We start from the raw sequence: 18,479 nt of genomic DNA on the forward strand, positions 1-18,479 counted from the left end.
ATCAAAGATACATTTTTTTAGAAACTCTATAAATCCTTTTCTATAAAATTATGAATCACAATTGGGAAAGGATAAGTTCTCAAAGTTTCAGTATCAATTCCATTCTCAATTGTTCCTTTTACAGATACTTTCCAAAACTTGATATGCAAATGCTGGTGTGACAATTTATGAATGATACTTTTCTCGTTGTATTCTAACATACTCAAAATTTCATATCGGTCGCTAAAATCCTTTTGTATAAGAGCATCAACAGTATCAAAATCTTCTTCTTTTTCTGTTTCTATCAAAGGGAATTCATATAAGTTGTGCCAAATTCCTTTATCTGTTCTCTTTTGGATAATTGTATTCCCAGTTTCATCTTCAAGAACCAAATAATTAAAGTATCGGCTCCTGACTTTTAGTTTTTTGGACTTTACGGGTAATTGATCGACTTTGTTTTTTTGTAAAGCAGCACAACTTTCGTTGAAAACACAAATGCCGCAATTCGGGCTTTTAGGAACGCATTGCAACGCGCCAAACTCCATAATGGCTTGATTGAAAGTTGCCGGATTGTCTTTTGGCATGAGTTCGAAAGCCAAAGCAGCGAATTCTTTTTTGGCGGAAGCCTGAGCAATATCCGTATCCATATCAAAATAACGCGATAAAACCCGGAACACATTTCCATCAACAACGGGAACGGCTTCATTATAAGAGAAAGAAGCAATTGCCGCTGCGGTATATTCTCCCACTCCTTTTAATTTCAATAAGTCATTATAATTCCCCGGAAAGATTCCTGATAAATCAAAAGCGATATGCTGCGCTGTTTTATGTAAGTTTCGAGCTCTGGAATAATATCCTAATCCCTGCCAAAGTTTCAAAACTTGTTCTTCATTGGCTTTCGCCAAATCAAAAACAGTAGGAAAAGCGGTTGTAAAAGATAAAAAATAAGGCATTCCTTGTGCAACACGCGTCTGTTGTAACATGATTTCAGAGAGCCAAATAGGGTATGGATTAGTAGTATTTCGCCAAGGCAAATCGCGTTTATTTTGTAAATACCATTGTATTAGCGAGTTAGAAAAAATCATGTTTTAATTATTTGTTAGCAAAAGTAAAAGTTTATGTGATTAAAATTTAATCAATTAGCTTGAATAATTGTTTTTTAAATTCCTATATTTGCAAACTCAAAAAAATAGTACAACATTATAAATAGGAAAGAAAATGACGAAAGCAGATATCGTAGCAAAAATTTCAGAAAAATTAGGTCTTGAAAAAGGAGATGTACAGGCAACTGTAGAGACTTTTATGAATGAAGTAAAAAATTCATTAGAAACTGGAGACAATGTTTATTTAAGAGGTTTTGGAAGTTTTATAGTGAAAACTAGAGCGGAGAAAACAGGAAGAAATATTTCCAAGAATACAACAATAAAAATTCCTGCACACAACATTCCTGCATTCAAACCTGCAAAAGTTTTTGTAGAAGGAGTGAAAACAAATAACGAAGCAAAATAACAATATTAATTAATCATAAAATCTACAAGATATGCCAAGTGGTAAAAAAAGAAAGAGACATAAGGTAGCAACGCACAAACGCAAGAAAAGAGCGAGAGCTAACCGTCACAAAAAGAAAAAGTAGTTTTAAACTACTTTTTTCTTTTTAAACGTTCATTGAAATTGAGATTTAAGATTGTCGAATGCCGATTTAAGATTGCAGATTTTAAAAATCTAAAATCAAGAATCAAAACTCAGAAATCTAAAATCTCCCCGGGTTCAATACCTGTTAAAATATTGTTTAATCCATTTGTTCGCCTTGGCGAATAGATAAAAAATTTACAGTGTGAATAAAGAATTAATCATTAGATCTAGTTCTGAAGCCGTAGATTTTGCCTTATTAAAAGATGGAAAACTAATTGAATTACACAAAGAAGAAGAAAAAAGCAACTTCCAGGTAGGTGATATTTTTATTGCCAAAATCAGGAAACCAGTTGCCGGATTGAATGCTGCTTTTGTAAATGTGGGCTTCGAAAAAGATGCTTTTTTACATTATCACGATTTAGGTCCTAATTTATCTTCCCAACTGAAATTCATAAAACTTGTAAGCGCAGGTAAATTAAAAGATTTCTCCCTAAAAACCTTTCAGTTTGAAAAAGAAATAGATAAAGATGGTACTATTACTGATGTATTAAGTGCCAATCAATCTGTTTTAGTACAAGTCGTCAAAGAACCTATATCTACAAAAGGACCAAGAATCAGCGCTGAGCTTTCTCTTGCCGGAAGATTTATAGTTTTGGTTCCGTTTTCTGATCGCGTTTCTATTTCACAAAAAATAGAAGACAAAAAAGAAAAGGAACGCTTGAAACGATTAGTACAATCCGTCAAACCAAAAGGATTTGGTGTTATTGTTCGCACAGTAGCCGAAGGCAAAAATACAGCCGAATTAGAAAAAGATTTGCAGAACCTGCTCAGCAGATGGACTGCAATGTGTAAAAAATTACCAACTGCTCATCATCCGTCCAAAGTATTAGGAGAACTCAACAGAGCCTCTTCGATATTAAGAGATGTATTTAATGATACCTTCAGCGGTATTCAAATTGATGATGAAGAGTTGTACAACCAAACAAAGGATTATTTGCAAGAAATTGCACCATCCAAACAATCAATTGTTAAGTTTTATCAATCAAAAGACACACCTATTTTTGAGAAATACAACATAGAGAGACAAATCAAAACTTCTTTTGGAAAAACAGTATCCATGAGTAAAGGGGCTTATCTTATTATCGAACACACTGAAGCCTTGCACGTTATAGACGTAAACAGCGGAAACCGTTCTAATAAGGCCACCAACCAGGAAGATACCGCCATGGAAGTGAATATGATTGCAGCTGCCGAAATCGCAAGACAATTACGTCTTCGTGATATGGGCGGAATCATCGTAGTTGATTTTATCGATATGTCAAATCCTGAAAATCGTAAAGTTTTGTTCGATTTCTTGAAAGAAGAAATGAGCGACGATAAAGCGAAACATAAGATCTTACCTCCGAGCAAATTTGGATTAGTTCAAATTACAAGACAAAGAGTAAGACCAGAAGTAAATATTAAAACTAGAGAGGAAGATCCAAACAATGAAAATGCGGAGATTGAAGCTCCTATACTAATCATTGATAAAATTGCTTCCGATTTAGAAAGAATTTTAAAAACCCACAAAGACGTTGTGCTTAATGTACATCCGTTTGTGGCTGCATACCTCAGTAAAGGTTTTCCATCATTACGTTCAAAATGGTTTCTTGAACATAAAAAGTGGGTGAAAATCATACCTCGTGACGCTTACACGTATTTAGAATATCATTTCTATGATAAAAAAGAAAATGTTATTATAGAATAAATTAAAACCGCCTTTCGTAAGATTGGCGGTTTTTTTATGCCTTTTTCTCAGGAGCTATTTCCAGCTCTCCACTATATCTTTTCCTGACTAAAGAAGCCAGAAAAAGGATGTCGTTGCTATCCGGGCTAGGGCATTCGAGAATTATACTACTTCCTTCTTTCGATAAAAAACCGCTTCATCAACTCCGAAGCTTCATTAGCCAAAACTCCTTTCACAACAGTTGTTTTAGGATGCAATTGTGTTCCCATTTTCACAAATCCACGATTTTCATCGCTGGCACCATACACAATTTTAGAAATCTGACTCCAGTACAAAGCACCGGCACACATCTGGCAAGGTTCCAGTGTGACATAAAGCGTGCAACCAATTAAATATTTTCCGCCAAGAAAATTTGCGGCGGCAGTAATAGCCTGCATTTCGGCATGAGCAGTCACATCAACGAGCATTTCAGTAAGATTATGACCTCGGGCAATCACTTTATTATCGATGACAATTAGTGCGCCAACAGGAATTTCGCCTTTTTCGAAAGCCATTTCGGCTTCATGCAAAGCCTTTTTCATAAAATATTCGTCGGTGAAAGGATTTATCATAGTTACAAAAATAAGAATTCAATTCGTACATTTGCTTCATGTCAGATAATTTACTTTCAAACATAAATAACCCAACCGATTTACGCCTGCTTGACGAAGCGCAACTTACTCAAGTCGCCCAAGAGTTACGTGATTTTATTATCGATATTGTAGCTGTAAAAGAAGGGCATCTCGGCGCCAGTTTGGGCGTTGTAGAACTCACAATAGCTTTGCATTATGTATTCAATACTCCTGAAGACCTATTGATTTGGGACGTAGGCCATCAAGCCTACGGACATAAAATACTGACAGGCCGAAGAGAAAATTTTCATACCAATCGTCAAATTGGCGGTATTTCCGGTTTTCCAAAAAGAAGTGAGAGTATTTACGATGCTTTTGGCGTAGGCCACTCCTCTACTTCCATTTCAGCCGCTTTAGGAATGGCAATTGCTTCTAATTTGAAAGGCGATTTCAACAAACAACACATTGCGGTGATTGGAGACGCTTCCATCGCTTCGGGAATGGCTTTTGAAGGATTAAATCACGCCGGAGTTACGAATGCTAATTTATTGGTAATTCTCAACGATAACGCCATCGGGATTGATCCAAGTGTAGGCGCTTTAAAACAATACCTCACTGCCGTAAAAGAAGGAAAAAATCCGAAACAAAATAACATGATCAAATCCTTGAATTTTAATTATTCAGGTCCAATAGATGGTCATGATATTTTTGCCGTTATCAAAGAACTGAAACGTTTGCAAAAAATCAAAGGACCTAAATTCCTTCATATCATTACCACCAAAGGCAAAGGATTACAACAAGCCGAAGACGATCAGGTAAAATACCATGCTCCCGGAAAATTTGACGCCACAACAGGAGAAATCCACATCAAATCCGAAGAAAATTTACCTCCAAAATACCAGGATGTTTTTGGCTTGACCGTATTGGATTTAGCCAGAAAGAATGAAAAAATTATTGGAATTACACCTGCAATGCCATCTGGAAGCTCCTTGAAATTCATGATGGAGGCTTTCCCAAAACGTGCTTTTGATGTAGGAATCGCCGAACAACATGCGGTGACTTTAGCGGCAGGAATGGCAACTCAAGGAATGGTGGTTTTTTGTAACATTTACTCTACTTTTTTACAAAGAGGGTACGATCAGGTAATTCATGATGTCGCTTTACAAAACTTACCTGTGATTTTTTGTTTAGACAGAGCCGGTTTAGTGGGAGAAGACGGCGCAACTCATCACGGTGTTTTTGATTTGGCATATCTGCGTTGCATTCCCAACATGATCGTATATGCTCCAATGAATGAAATCGCATTGCAAAACATTTTATACACAGCACAATTGGGATTAAATCATCCTATCGCCATTCGTTATCCGAGAGGTCGCGGTGTTATTGCAGATTGGCAAACGCAACATCTTGGAAACTATCAAAAAATTGAAATTGGAAAAAGTATTTGTATTAAAGAAGGTTCGAAAGTAGCCGTTTTATCCAATGGAACTATTGGCAATAATGTCACTTTGGCTATAGCCAAAATAAACGCACCAGAAACTATTGCGCATTACGATTTTTCTTTTGTTAAACCATTAGATAAAAATTCGTTACAAACCATTTTTACTAAATTTACAACTATAATTACCATAGAAGACAGCACTGTAAAAGGCGGTTTTGGAAGTGCAATTCTCGAGTTTGCTTCTGAGAACAATTATACTTCAAAAATAACGACTCTAGGCATTCCGGATGAGTTTATTGAACATGGAACTGTAGCCGAATTACAACAATATTGCAAAATTGACGTTAAAAGTCTTGAAATACTTTTTTCGAGTTATTAAAAGAATTATTTTGCAACCTTAAATACAACTAGTCAAAAATGAAATTATTAACCTACACATTCCTTTTACTTACATTTACAATATCTTTCAATTGTTTTTCTCAAGAAGTAAGAATCACACCGCTATCTGATACAATTAAACCTGTAACAACGCTATCAATAACAAATAAACCGGTGGCAGTAGCATTAAAAATACAAACTAAAACGCACTACCTTCCATTATCCTATTGGAGTAAAAAAAACAGTTTAGGCTTTGACATCTCTGAAGTTGCCTTTGTTAACTGGAGTGCAGGAGGAACAAGTTCGATTTCAGGATTATTTAAAGGAAAATTTCATAGAAATTATACCGGAAGTAATTACAACTGGTCAAATGAGTTGATCGTTAAATACGGTTTAAACAAACAAGATGGCATTGATATACGAAAAACAGAAGATGCCATACAATTTAACTCTACATTTGGCTATAGAATAAACCCTCTTTCTAACTGGTTTCATTCCGCTAAATTTAATTTTAATACGCAATTTGCTAATGGTTATGCGTATCCAAATACTGAAAAAGCAATTTCCAAACCTTTTGCTCCCGCTTATATTTTTATGGGTGTAGGCGCTGAAAATATCGATAAAGAAAAGAAACGAACACTTTACATTTCTCCATTTACATTAAAAACAACTCTGGTTTTAGACCAAAGGCTGGCGAATCAAGGTGCTTTTGGTGTTGCTAAAGCTACCTACGACTTGGATGGAAATCTACTCACCGAAGGAGAAAAATCAAAAATGGAGCTTGGCTTTTTAATAACCAATAAATACAAAAAAGAAATTTTCAAAAATGTCAATTTAGAAAATCGTCTAAGTTTATATTCTGATTATATAAATCGTTTTGGGAATGTAGATGTAGATTGCGACTTCCAAGTGGAGCTTGTGGTGAATCAATACGTTAAAGCTAATATTGGAGCACATGTTATTTATGATGACGACATCAAATCAAAAAGAGAAATTGCCGGAATACAAGTAACTGAAGGCCCAAAAACACAAATAAGACAAGCAATTGGTGTTGGACTCGAATATGTTTTCTAAAAAAAATCCTGAAATAATTTTTCAGGATTTTTTTAGGATATACTTTATTAATTGATAATAATTTTTTCTTTATAACTCAGTTCTTCTCCTTCAATTTCTAGAATATAAATCCCCGGAGTAAGTTGATTTAAATTAAAAGTCTTTTCATTATTAAACTCCTGTTTAAAAGCTTTATAAACGAGTCTTCCATTACTATCCACCACTTTAACATCTACATTTCCTATAAAGTTATTAATTCGCACCGTAATATCTCCCATAGATGGATTTGGAAAAACTCTCATTACATTGGCATTATCAAAATCAGTAACAGCTAAAGAACAATTAGCCCCAAAAGCCGGCCTAGTATAATCTTCAACTTGATCATTTCCTTTATTTCGATCTCCCGCTGATGCATTGACACCTAAACCTCTGGAAGCAAACACTTCCCAAATCATGCAATAATCCTTGCCGCCGGTAATTGCCTGATCCGCTGCTATAATCGCATCTCTTGCATCTATAAAAGAAGGACTGCAAGGTTGTAACTTAATCCCATCCAATACAATTTGCATTAATTTATTATTCCCTCCCACCCCGGAGTATTTATTGTTATCAAATCCATACTTATTGATGTAAGCCCATGATAAATCCCATAACATTGTTGCCCAAACCGATCCTACACCATGGACAGAAGTTTGTTCAACATTTTCGCTATCTAAAAATTGATAGTTATTAGTAAATTGATAAGTCATAGGATTAACAGCTCTATCGGTTGAATACGGATAATCTCTGATCCCTTTTCCATCTGTAAGTTCCGATGACACAAAGGTTCCAATTCCTCTCCTGGCTCCACTGAAATCACCTGGTTTTATTTGCATCATTAATGCAAACCAATCAGACCATCCTTCTCCCATCTGATCTGTATTATTCAAACAACTAGAATTATTAGGTCCCCCAGCTAAACGAATTGAAATTCCATGGCCATACTCATGCGCAATAATACCGTTGTCAAAATCCCCGTCGGCATTTATAAATGGGGAAGATTCTGTTTGTATTTTTACATTTACAACCTGAGTCTTCATTTGATTCAAAATATTCTCTCCAATTGAACTGCTGATACTGATCGCAGGTATTACAATTGTTGCATCTGCACCGGACATAGATAGGTCTCCATCTACGTTATTGACAACAATAACAGCTATTGCTCCAGCATTTTGAGCTGCTTTTACTTTGATTGCAAAACTACAGTTCCCTCTTCTTAAAATTACTATTTTTCCATTCATAGCGGCTCCATTAGAAGGAGTTACACATGCCTCTGATGTATTGCCGGAACTATCAAGATACAATACCAAATCTGATTGTAAAAAATCAGGGGTTATCGGTAAAGCAACACGTCCAGGATTAAAAGAATTTTGCCTAGCCACATAGCTTCCTGCAAGACTTGTGGGTGACGTAATAAGTAATGGCTTAATTACAGGTCCTCTATTCCATAGAAACATTTGCATTTTTCCTCTATTACCATCTACTGGAGTAGAAAAATTGGCATTATTCAAACTCATTGGTACGGCTAATGCTCCATCTTGTGCTTCAGCATTCACATAATCCCCTGCTTTACCGCCTCGTTCATAATTGTTGTCTTGAAAATTACCGTTTGCTTCATTAAAACCGTACTGATACCAGACATCATGCATTATATTATTCATATAAAATAAATTGGTATTTGCCGCATCAATATAGGTTGTTGCATCAACATTTGTACCTTTATAAGGAAAGTCAAATAGTAGTGATTGTCCACCATCAGGACTGGATCCATTATTTAAGTTATCCCCAGCAAAATCATCTTTAGCCCACACATTGTTACCCCTAGTTATGGTATATTCTGCACCATCTGCACCGTTAATATCATGCCATCCAAAAGGAGACGCTTTACTATCTGAAGGGTTAGAAACAAGTTGAAAAGGGCTATGATTTGGGCTTTCAAAATTAGATGGAATTACACGATAAGAACCTCCAGCTGCTTTAGAGGAAGATCCTGAATAAATTTGTTTATAGGTGTTTCTTAAATATTCAGTTGATGAATCATCAGTTATGGTAGTGTAAGCCTTATTTCTATCAAAACTACAAGAAATTACAAAATCATTTTTCTCTAACATTTTTCCACTAAGCGCATCTATTCTTACACTCCAAATATGCTCATGTGTGCGGGTATGAATTGTAAAATCCCATGCCAAAATCAATTTACTATCTTTTGCTTGATGGTATACTAAATTTGCAGCAACAGGATCTTCTGTTCCTAAACCATTACTCAGTCTAAATTTATTTTCTTCTAAATTTTCTAAAATAGTAAATGGGTTACTTGCCTTAATTCCTAAATGAAAATACGCTTTAGCTAAAGCATCTGAAACTGATAGAGACGGTTTTTTTGTATTTACTTTATTTGAAACATCTTCAACTATCCTTTTCTTAACATCAATTACTTTACTACTCTTTACAGAAAAGTTTGAAACAGCTCTGAATATTTCAATTCCCTGATAGCGTTGTATCACGTAACAGTTTTCTATTCCAGAACTGGTGGATCCACCCTCGCTTTGAATAATCCAATCGTTGAAATTACGATTTGAGATACTGCTCTTAGCCTGGGGCGTGCTTAAATAATTTTGAATTATTTCTTTATTTGATTGAGAAAAACTCAATAATGGTAGTGCAACAATTATAGAAAGTAATATTTTTTTCATAAAAACTGATCAATTAGTAAAATACCTAGTTAAAAGGATAAATTTAATTCTTTTTATTTAATATCACAATTTAATTCAATCATGCTTAGTTTCTAACTTTTTGCCGCAGTGATTGTTTTATAATACAGCAAGGCATTTCCATCCGTCAGTAAAGAAATAAAATGACAAATATGGAGTAATCTCCCATATAGATTCTCTTTTTCCAAATGATGCTTTTCCGGCAACATTTTAAGAATTAACGCATCGTAATTAGAAGCATTTCCATTGAATTTATTATTGAAAGCGGTTATGAATTTATCCAGCAAAGTTTGAATAATTTGATAGCCAACGATTTCTTTCTCGATGACTTCTCGGCTTTGATAAATGTTATTGACACTAATCTTTATTATATCATCCATTTGAGCTTTATACTTACTTTTATCCATGATGGCAAAAGGAAATTTGCCTTCCAGAATTAATGCTTCATTTTCGACAAAAACTTTTACAGCATCATTAATTAAGCTACCAATTGCCAAAGCGCGCAAATAACTAATTCTATCTTCTTTGGTTTCTAAAGTCTTATATTTAGACGTATCAATGCTGTCTTTTACCAATTTTATCAAATATTCCAACGCAAAATCTTCGGAAACTAAACCTAAGTTTATTCCATCTTCAAAATCAATAATGGTGTAACAAATATCATCAGCAGCTTCAACTAAATAAGCCAAAGGGTGCCTTTCAAAACCAATATCGTTTCCTGATTTATTTGGAATCAAACCCATATCAGAAGCCACATCTTGAAAAAAGGCTTTATCGGTTTGAAAGAAGCCGTATTTTTTATCGGCAATATCTTTGGTTGGTTTTTTTGGCAAACTTTCTTTTGGGTATTTCATAAAAGCACCAAGAGTCGCATACGAAATTCGGAGTCCGCCTTCAATTCCGGGACGACTTGCCGTCAGTACTGAAAATCCATTTGCATTTCCTTCAAAATCAATTAAATCCTGCCACTCTTTTTTCGAAAGTTGATCTTTATATTGCTGTCCTTTTCCAATCGAAAAATATTCTCCAATCGCTTTTTCACCGGAATGTCCAAAAGGTGGATTCCCAATATCATGCGCCAAAGACGCCGCGGCAACTATAGCTCCAAAATCATTCATATGATACCCATGAATTTCTTTCAGATGCGGATATTTTTCTATTATTTTTTTACCAACCAATCGTCCTAAAGAACGCCCAACAACCGAAACTTCTAAACTATGTGTCAATCTGGTGTGCACAAAATCAGTTTTTGACAATGGAATAACTTGTGTCTTATCCTGCAAACTTCTAAAAGCGGCCGAGAAGATAATACGGTCGTAATCAACCTCAAAACCCAAACGGGTATCGTCTTGTTCTACACGCAATCTTTTGCCTTTGTCGCCTTGTCGTCTTAGTGATAAAAGTTGTTCCCAGTTCATGATTTCTTTTTAAAATTTCTTTCCAAAGATAGAAGAAATAGACACATTATCAAGAGAAATAAAGTCAGGTATTACTTAATTTATATGAAAAACTTAAAGTTTCAGCTCCTATTAATACAATATCCTAAAAATAACAAATTTATAAACCTATAGAAAAAACTTTAAATGATTAGTGCTACTTTTGTACCGAATTTAAGTTCTTAATTTATTTCTTCATCAACCGATAAGGGTTTTACTTAACTGTAAATTAATAGGGAATCGTGTGTAAATCACGAACTGTCGCGCAACTGTAAGTAACACAAAAAGTTTTTATCTGAAATAAGATCCACTGTTAGTCTATGACGAATGGGAAGGATGATAAAAATGTTACAAGTCAGGAGACCTGCCTTTTATCGAATTGACAATGCTTTCGCGATTTGAAGCAATAGTCAGGTATGGTGCGTTCTGAACACAATAAGCGTAACTATTTATGCCTTGTTGTGCGGCTCTCTTTCGTAACGCATTTCCCCTTTCTACTATTTATTTCTAACGAGCATTTGAAATGCATCAAGAGCTTTTAACTGATTTATTCATCATTTAAAAAGCAAAAAAAATGCTAACAAACAATCTTGGCTACCCGCGAATTGGTAGCAACAGAGAATTAAAAAAAGCCTGTGAATCGTACTGGGCAGGAAAAATTTCCGCAGACGAACTTTTAACTGTAGGTGCCTCTATCCGCAAGCAAAACTGGCAGTTACAAGCCGAAACCGGAATCGATTTAATCCCTTCCAATGACTTTTCGTTTTACGACCAAGTCCTGGATTTATCACTTACATTAGGAGTTATTCCAAAACGTTATCAAGAATTAGCTAAAACAAACTCTACCATCGATTTATATTTTGCTATGGCCAGAGGCTCGCAAAAAGAAGGACAAGATGTAGTTGCTATGGAAATGACAAAATGGTTTGACACCAACTACCATTACATCGTACCGGAATTTACCAAAGACCAAGAATTCAAATTATTCTCTGAAAAAATAATCGATGAGTTCAAAGAAGCCAATGCTTTAGGAATCGCTACAAAGCCTGTACTTATAGGACCTGTTTCCTACTTGCTTCTTGGAAAAGAAAAAGAAGCAGGTTTCCATAGAATAGACCTTATCGATAAATTGCTTCCGGTATATTTTGAAATCCTTCAAAAACTGGATAATGAAAATGTAGAATGGATTCAATTTGACGAACCATTTTTGGCTTTGAATCTAACGGATAGAGAAAGAAGCGCCATCACTTATACATATACCGAAATCAACAAACGCTTCCCTAAAATCAAACTAATTCTTGCCAACTATTTTGATTGTTCTGGAGAAAATCTTGACACCGTTCTTGCTTTGCCCGTCCATACTTTGCATTTAGATTTGGTTCGTTGTCATTCCCAATTGGATGACATACTGGAATCCGGACAATTATCAAGTAATGTAAATCTTTCACTTGGTGTTGTGGATGGCAGAAATATTTGGAAAAATGACTTCAAAAATTCCTTGGCTATTATCAAGAAAGCGACTGATGCGCTTGGCGAAAACAGAATCCTAATTGCGCCATCGTGCTCTCTTATCCACTCGCCGTGTGATTTGGAATTAGAAACGAATAACGCAACGCTAACTCCTGAAGTCAAGCAATGGTTGGCTTTCGCCAAACAAAAAACAGAAGAAATAGTACTGCTTAAATATTTTGCTTCGAATGAAATAGACACCACTAATTCGATTCGTTTTCAAGAAAATACTGTTGCCAATGAAAACAGAAAAACATCCACTTTAATCCATAATGATGCGGTAAAAAATCGTGTTGCCAGCATTACAACTGGTGATGACCAAAGAGAAAATCCATTTGCCATTAGAAGAAAAAAGCAAATAGATGTATTAAATCTTCCATTATTCCCGACTACAACTATTGGTTCTTTCCCGCAAACAACGGAAGTACGAAGCTGGAGAGCCAAATTTAAAAAAGGAGAATTAAGCCAACAACAATACGATGATTTACTTCAAAAAGAAACCGAAGAAACCATCCGCTTTCAAGAAGAAACCGGCATTGACGTTTTGGTTCACGGAGAATTTGAACGCAATGACATGGTGGAATATTTTGGTGAACAATTAGATGGATTTACGTTTACCAAAAACGGTTGGGTACAAAGTTACGGTAGCCGTTGTGTGAAACCTCCCGTTATTTATGGTGATGTTTCCCGCCCGAATCCGATGACGGTAAAATGGTCTGCTTTTGCACAAGCATTAACACCAAAATGGGTAAAAGGAATGTTAACCGGTCCCGTAACTATTTTACAATGGTCGTTTGTTCGTAACGATCAGCCACGCTCAGAAACCTGCACCCAAATTGCATTGGCGATCAGAGACGAAGTAGTCGATTTAGAAAATGCAGGAATTAAAATCATTCAAATTGACGAACCCGCCATTCGAGAAGGATTGCCTCTGCGAAAAGAAGAATGGGCAACCTATTTGGATTGGGCGGTAAAAGCCTTCAGAATTTCGGCAAGTGGCGTAAAAGATGACACCCAGATTCATACCCACATGTGCTACAGTGAATTCAACGATATCATCCAGAATATTGCTGATATGGATGCCGACGTAATCACCATAGAATGTTCGCGTTCGCAAATGGAATTACTGGATGCTTTCGCCGATTTCAATTATCCAAACGAAATAGGCCCAGGAGTCTATGATATTCACTCACCTCGTGTGCCTTCCAGTACCGAAATGGTGAAATTATTAGAAAAAGCTTCGGCAGTTATTCCTGTAGGCCAACTTTGGGTAAATCCGGATTGTGGTTTAAAAACCCGCCATTGGGACGAAACTAAAAAGGCTTTAATCGAAATGGTAGCCGCTGCTCAAGAGATGAGAATTGCTGTGGAAAATATTGTAACCGTTTAATAGTTAAAATAAAAAACCTAGTAGATTTTTAAATCTACTAGGTTTCTTTTTTAAGTGAAACTAGTATTAAACTACAATTTCATCGGATGGGTCAAGCAATTTCTTTTTTGCTATAAACTCATGCTTTTTCACCACATACGTAACGGATAATGTATCATGCCATCCGCGTGCACCAGTTAAAAAAGAAAAAGGCTCCAAAGGAATCAATCTCGATACTGTTCGTATAATAATGCTTTTCATATTGGGTTTTGAACCGTCATGTTTGACAACTAGTGTTTTTGTAAAATATTTAGCAAAGGTTCTGGAGAAATACATTTCAGTAAGTCCGTAGTAAAAAAACAGGACAATGAGTCCGAAAAATAAATTTTCAATGTGGCTCAATGCTTTAACCCAATTCGAAGCGGCATAACTATTAGTCAAGTCTCCAATTATAGTTATGGTAGTGCCGATAGTGATTCCGATGATATAAACTATCAATACGTCGATAAGGAAATTCAGGAAACGCTGGCTTTTGGAAGCTAATAAATCATCTGTAACAGTAAATTTTTTATTTTCCATTTTTAATATTTTTGATTATTATAAAATGCTTTAAGGCTAATAACAATCTCAAATATAGTGAATTGTTTACAAATTTGAATATTAAATCTTGGTGTTTTAGCCGCGATTACTTCACTTAACTTTAATTTTAATTGGAGTTCAGTGAACTTCGTTTGAAGTGGAAATCCTTTTTATTTTTCTTTAAAAATAAAAAGATTGTAACAAAAATCGGGACACGAGCGAAGCGAACTGACGAAGTAAATAGCTCAAAAAAAAAGCAGCTATCATTACAATAACTGCTTGAAATTTCTCCTTCGCCAAAATAGCAAAAGGTTTATTTATACTGATTTTCGATCAAAAATCAAAAATCATTAATCATCATTCTGAAATCCTTAGGATCCACACATTTCACATTCGTCCGGTCCTGCATTTTTAGACAATTCAATCATTGCTCTGTATTCTTCGGCAGTCATCTCTACTTGTTCTGCTACTACAGGAACAGCGATTGGCTGTTCTTTCACTTCAATTGGTTCTGCTTTTTTATCATTGTTCAATGTAAATTTAATCGCATCCACCGCAGCTTTTGTTCTTAAATAATACATTCCTGTCTTCAATCCGGATTGCCAAGCGTAGAAATGCATCGATGTCAATTTAGAATAATTGGCATTTTGCATGAATAAGTTCAATGATTGTGATTGATCGACAAAATAACCACGCTGACGAGACATATCGATAATGTCTTTCATGGACATTTCCCAAACTGTTTTGTACAATTCTTTCAAGTCTTGCGGAATATTCAGGTCTTGAACCGAACCGTTATTTCGCATTAATTCTTGTTTCAATGTTTCGTTCCACAAACCACGTTCCACTAAATCGTGCAACAAGTGTTTGTTCACCACAATAAATTCTCCCGAAAGTACTCTTCTCGTGTAAATATTAGAAGTATAGGGTTCGAATGCTTCGTTGTTACCCAAAATTTGAGAAGTCGAAGCAGTTGGCATTGGTGCAACTAACAATGAGTTTCTAACCCCGTGTTCCATTACTTCTTTTCGCAAGGAAGCCCAGTCCCAACGACCCGATAATTCCTCATCTTTCATTCCCCACAAATTGTACTGGAATTCTCCTTGAGATATTGGTGAACCTTCAAAACTAGAATAAGGACCTTCTTCTTTGGCCATTTCCATCGATGCGGTTACGGCTGCAAAATATAAAGTCTCAAAAATTTCTTGGTTTAGTTTTTTAGCTTCGTCGCTCGTAAAAGGCAAACGCAACATAATGAAAGCATCAGCCAATCCTTGTACTCCAAGACCAATTGGTCTGTGGCGTTTATTAGAATTTTCTCCTTCTTTTACAGGATAATAATTTCTGTCAATAACTTTATTCAAGTTTCTCGTCACCCGTTTGGTAACGGTGTATAACAAGTCATGATTGAATTTCTTGTTTTCCACAAACATTGGTAACGAAAGAGAAGCCAGGTTACAAACCGCAATTTCATCTTTAGAAGTAAATTCCATAATCTCCGTACACAAATTCGAAGAACGAATGGTACCTAGATTTTTCTGGTTTGATTTTCTGTTGGCTGCGTCTTTATACAACATGTAAGGCGTTCCGGTCTCGATTTGCGATTCCAGAATTTTCTCCCACAATTCATGTGCTTTGATGGTTTTTCTACCTTTTCCGCGTTTCTCGTAATCAATGTACATCGCTTCAAATTCTTCGCCATACACATCATACAATCCTGGACATTCGTTAGGACACATCAACGTCCAATAACTGTCTTCCTGTACTCTTTTCATAAACAAATCCGAAGTCCACATGGCAAAAAATAAATCTCTTGCACGCATTTCTTCTTTTCCGGTATTCTTTTTCAAATCCAGAAAATCAAAGATATCCGCATGCCAAGTTTCGATATAAATAGCAAAGCTTCCTTTACGTTTTCCTCCACCTTGATCTACATAACGTGCAGTATCATTAAATACTCTCAACATTGGAACAATCCCGTTTGACGTTCCGTTTGTACCACGAATATAAGAACCCGTCGCTCTTACATTGTGAATAGAAAGTCCAATTCCACCTGCTGATTGCGAGATTTTAGCCGTTTGTTTCAACGTATCATAAATCCCGTCAATGCTGTCGTCTTGCATGGCCAAAAGGAAACAAGAAGACATTTGAGGTTTTGGCGTTCCGGCGTTGAACAATGTTGGAGTTGCATGCGTAAAGAATTTTTTCGACATTAAGTCGTAAGTTTCTATTACCGATTTCAAATCGTCTAAGTGAATTCCAACAGACACACGCATCAACATGTGTTGCGGACGCTCCACGATTTTACCGTTTATTTTTAGCAAATACGATCTTTCCAAGGTTTTAAAACCAAAATAATCGTAGTTGAAATCTCTATTGTATATAATATGCGAGTCTAAAAACTCCGCATTATCCATAATTACTTTATGTACTTCCTCAGAAAGTAACGGAGCATATTGACCGTTTCTTGGGTTTACATAATTGAACATATCACTCATCGTTTCCGAGAATGATTTTTTTGTATTCGAATGTAAATTTGAGATTGCAATACGGGCGGCTAGCTGGGCATAATCCGGATGCGCAATAGTCATTGACGCGGCAGTTTCGGCAGCAAGATTATCCAATTCCGATGTGGATACACCATCATAAAGTCCTTCAATTACGCGCATGGCCACTTTCACAGCATCAACCAAATCATTCAAACCATAACATAGTTTTTTAATTCTATCTGTGATTTTGTCGAACATTACCGGCTCTTTGTGCCCATCTCTTTTAACTACATACATACGCTTAATTGTTTTAAAAAACAGAAAATCCCTTTCCCGTTTTTGAGTATTTGTTTCATTTTTTTGGGAAGCTAATCCCGCTGTCATTCCAATCTTTTTGTTTTTTTAAAGAAAAAAAACAAAAAGGATATTCCCTTCCATCGGGGCTAAAACACCCGCTGATGCGATAACTACTTTCTAAAAATCTGCGTCAAAAGATATTTTTTGAGCATCTTCATCCGTGTTCATAACACCTGCTTTTTGATATTCGGCAACTTTCTTTTCAAAGAAGTTTGTTTTCCCCTGAAGCGAAATCATATCCATGAAATCAAACGGATTTGAGGTATTGTATTCTCTGTCGCAACCCAATTCTACTAATAATCTGTCGGCAACAAATTCTAAATACTGTGTCATTAATACCGCATTCATCCCTATCAAACTCACAGGAAGTGACTCCGTGATAAATTCTCTCTCTATATTTAAAGCATCAACAATAATACCTCTGATTCTTTCTTTTGGAACTTTATTCACCAAGTGGTGGTTGTGTAAATGCACCGCAAAATCACAGTGCACCCCTTCGTCGCGAGAAATCAATTCGTTAGAAAATGTCAATCCCGGCATCAATCCGCGTTTTTTCAACCAATAAATAGAACAAAACGCTCCCGAAAAGAAGATTCCTTCCACAGCTGCAAAAGCAATCAAACGTTCCGCAAACGAATCGGATTCGATCCATTTCAAAGCCCAGTCCGCTTTTTTCTTAATCGCAGGAAAAACTTCTAAAGCGTTGAACAATTCATCTTTCTCCACTTCATCTTTCACATAGGTATCAATCAACAACGAATATGTTTCGCTGTGAATGTTTTCCATCATGATTTGAAAACCGTAAAAGAATTTTGCTTCAGCATACTGCACTTCGTTCACAAAATTTTCAGCAAGATTTTCATTTACGATTCCGTCAGAAGCAGCAAAAAAAGCAAGAATGTGTTTTACAAAATACCGTTCCTCATCAGAAAGTTTATTATTCCAGTCGTTTAAATCTTGTGACAAATCGATTTCTTCAGCAGTCCAGAAACTGGCTTCCATACTTTTATAAAATTCCCAAATATCATGGTGTTTGATAGGGAAAATTACGAAACGATTTTTATTTTCTTGTAAAATTGGTTCAACTTGCGCCATTATAATTGTTTATTTTTTGAGATTTTAACGAAATTTTATGCTTTCTGTGGATTACAAAGATTGTGAAATATTGCC

The 18,479-nt window shown here is 35.7% G+C and carries 12 protein-coding genes and 1 riboswitch; of the genes, 5 read left to right on the forward strand and 7 right to left on the reverse strand.

Features of this window, described 5'->3' with window-relative positions; translation table 11 throughout:
- Nucleotides 1–26: 26 nt before the first annotated feature.
- Nucleotides 27–1,064, reverse strand: a complete 1,038-nt coding sequence (mutY, locus tag E0H99_RS00705) for an A/G-specific adenine glycosylase (RefSeq protein ID WP_131990341.1) — start codon at nt 1,062–1,064, stop codon at nt 27–29.
- A gap of 133 nt (nt 1,065–1,197) precedes the next feature.
- Between mutY and E0H99_RS00710 the strand changes: the two genes are divergently transcribed.
- A complete protein-coding gene (locus E0H99_RS00710; RefSeq protein WP_066080765.1) occupies nt 1,198–1,488 on the forward strand; it encodes an HU family DNA-binding protein in 291 nt (96 codons plus the stop codon).
- Nucleotides 1,489–1,813: 325 nt separating this feature from the next.
- Entirely contained in the window at nt 1,814–3,358 is a 1,545-nt protein-coding gene (locus tag E0H99_RS00715; protein WP_131990342.1) for a ribonuclease E/G, read from the forward strand.
- A 146-nt stretch (nt 3,359–3,504) separates the two neighbouring features.
- Here E0H99_RS00715 and E0H99_RS00720 read toward each other — a convergent pair whose 3' ends face one another.
- Nucleotides 3,505–3,948 carry a nucleoside deaminase gene (locus tag E0H99_RS00720; protein ID WP_131990343.1) on the reverse strand — a complete coding sequence of 148 codons (444 nt, stop codon included), beginning with the start codon at nt 3,946–3,948 and terminating at the stop codon, nt 3,505–3,507.
- Between the two features lie 38 nt (nt 3,949–3,986).
- On the opposite strand from E0H99_RS00720, the gene E0H99_RS00725 reads away from it, so the two are divergent.
- Together E0H99_RS00725 and E0H99_RS00730 are read left to right on the forward strand one after the other, a co-directional pair.
- On the forward strand, nt 3,987–5,768 hold the full coding sequence (locus E0H99_RS00725; protein ID WP_131990344.1) for a 1-deoxy-D-xylulose-5-phosphate synthase: 1,782 nt from the start codon (nt 3,987–3,989) through the stop codon (nt 5,766–5,768).
- A gap of 38 nt (nt 5,769–5,806) precedes the next feature.
- The gene (locus E0H99_RS00730) at nt 5,807–6,841 is read left to right on the forward strand and encodes a DUF3078 domain-containing protein (protein WP_131990345.1); all 1,035 of its coding nucleotides are present in this window, start codon (nt 5,807–5,809) and stop codon (nt 6,839–6,841) included.
- A gap of 47 nt (nt 6,842–6,888) precedes the next feature.
- Here the strand turns inward: E0H99_RS00730 and E0H99_RS00735 are convergent, their stop codons facing one another.
- Together E0H99_RS00735 and dgt are read right to left on the reverse strand one after the other, a co-directional pair.
- The gene (locus E0H99_RS00735) at nt 6,889–9,552 is read right to left on the reverse strand and encodes a T9SS-dependent M36 family metallopeptidase (RefSeq protein ID WP_131990346.1); all 2,664 of its coding nucleotides are present in this window, start codon (nt 9,550–9,552) and stop codon (nt 6,889–6,891) included.
- A 92-nt stretch (nt 9,553–9,644) separates the two neighbouring features.
- The gene (gene dgt, locus E0H99_RS00740; RefSeq protein ID WP_131990347.1) at nt 9,645–10,988 is read right to left on the reverse strand and encodes a dGTP triphosphohydrolase; all 1,344 of its coding nucleotides are present in this window, start codon (nt 10,986–10,988) and stop codon (nt 9,645–9,647) included.
- Nucleotides 10,989–11,198: 210 nt separating this feature from the next.
- Nucleotides 11,199–11,393: riboswitch (cobalamin riboswitch) on the forward strand.
- A 187-nt stretch (nt 11,394–11,580) separates the two neighbouring features.
- Here dgt and metE point away from each other — a divergent pair.
- Entirely contained in the window at nt 11,581–13,905 is a 2,325-nt protein-coding gene (gene metE, locus E0H99_RS00745) for a 5-methyltetrahydropteroyltriglutamate--homocysteine S-methyltransferase (protein ID WP_131990348.1), read from the forward strand.
- Nucleotides 13,906–13,971: 66 nt separating this feature from the next.
- Here the strand turns inward: metE and E0H99_RS00750 are convergent, their stop codons facing one another.
- From E0H99_RS00750 to E0H99_RS00760, 3 genes are all read right to left on the reverse strand, one after another.
- Nucleotides 13,972–14,463 (reverse strand): RDD family protein, encoded by a 492-nt coding sequence (locus E0H99_RS00750; protein WP_131990349.1) that lies wholly within the window; start codon nt 14,461–14,463, stop codon nt 13,972–13,974.
- Between the two features lie 371 nt (nt 14,464–14,834).
- Nucleotides 14,835–17,249: a ribonucleoside-diphosphate reductase subunit alpha gene (locus E0H99_RS00755; protein WP_131990350.1), complete on the reverse strand. Its 2,415-nt coding sequence runs from the start codon at nt 17,247–17,249 to the stop codon at nt 14,835–14,837.
- Nucleotides 17,250–17,426: 177 nt separating this feature from the next.
- Nucleotides 17,427–18,404 carry a ribonucleotide-diphosphate reductase subunit beta gene (locus E0H99_RS00760; protein ID WP_131990351.1) on the reverse strand — a complete coding sequence of 326 codons (978 nt, stop codon included), beginning with the start codon at nt 18,402–18,404 and terminating at the stop codon, nt 17,427–17,429.
- Between the last annotated feature and the right edge of the window lie 75 nt (nt 18,405–18,479).

Origin of the sequence: Flavobacterium sp. GT3P67, from assembly GCF_004349155.1 — a bacterium.
Taxonomy (GTDB): domain Bacteria; phylum Bacteroidota; class Bacteroidia; order Flavobacteriales; family Flavobacteriaceae; genus Flavobacterium; species Flavobacterium ranwuense.

What these genes read in the sequence shown, in the direction of transcription:
- mutY (WP_131990341.1), bottom strand. Translation starts at nt 1,064, where the DNA reads ATGATTTTTTCTAACTCGCTAATACAATGGTATTTACAAAATAAACGC.
- E0H99_RS00710 (WP_066080765.1), top strand. Translation starts at nt 1,198, where the DNA reads ATGACGAAAGCAGATATCGTAGCAAAAATTTCAGAAAAATTAGGTCTT.
- E0H99_RS00720 (WP_131990343.1), bottom strand. Translation starts at nt 3,948, where the DNA reads ATGATAAATCCTTTCACCGACGAATATTTTATGAAAAAGGCTTTGCAT.
- E0H99_RS00725 (WP_131990344.1), top strand. Translation starts at nt 3,987, where the DNA reads ATGTCAGATAATTTACTTTCAAACATAAATAACCCAACCGATTTACGC.
- E0H99_RS00730 (WP_131990345.1), top strand. Translation starts at nt 5,807, where the DNA reads ATGAAATTATTAACCTACACATTCCTTTTACTTACATTTACAATATCT.
- E0H99_RS00735 (WP_131990346.1), bottom strand. Translation starts at nt 9,552, where the DNA reads ATGAAAAAAATATTACTTTCTATAATTGTTGCACTACCATTATTGAGT.
- dgt (WP_131990347.1), bottom strand. Translation starts at nt 10,988, where the DNA reads ATGAACTGGGAACAACTTTTATCACTAAGACGACAAGGCGACAAAGGC.
- metE (WP_131990348.1), top strand. Translation starts at nt 11,581, where the DNA reads ATGCTAACAAACAATCTTGGCTACCCGCGAATTGGTAGCAACAGAGAA.
- E0H99_RS00750 (WP_131990349.1), bottom strand. Translation starts at nt 14,463, where the DNA reads ATGGAAAATAAAAAATTTACTGTTACAGATGATTTATTAGCTTCCAAA.
- E0H99_RS00755 (WP_131990350.1), bottom strand. Translation starts at nt 17,249, where the DNA reads ATGTATGTAGTTAAAAGAGATGGGCACAAAGAGCCGGTAATGTTCGAC.
- E0H99_RS00760 (WP_131990351.1), bottom strand. Translation starts at nt 18,404, where the DNA reads ATGGCGCAAGTTGAACCAATTTTACAAGAAAATAAAAATCGTTTCGTA.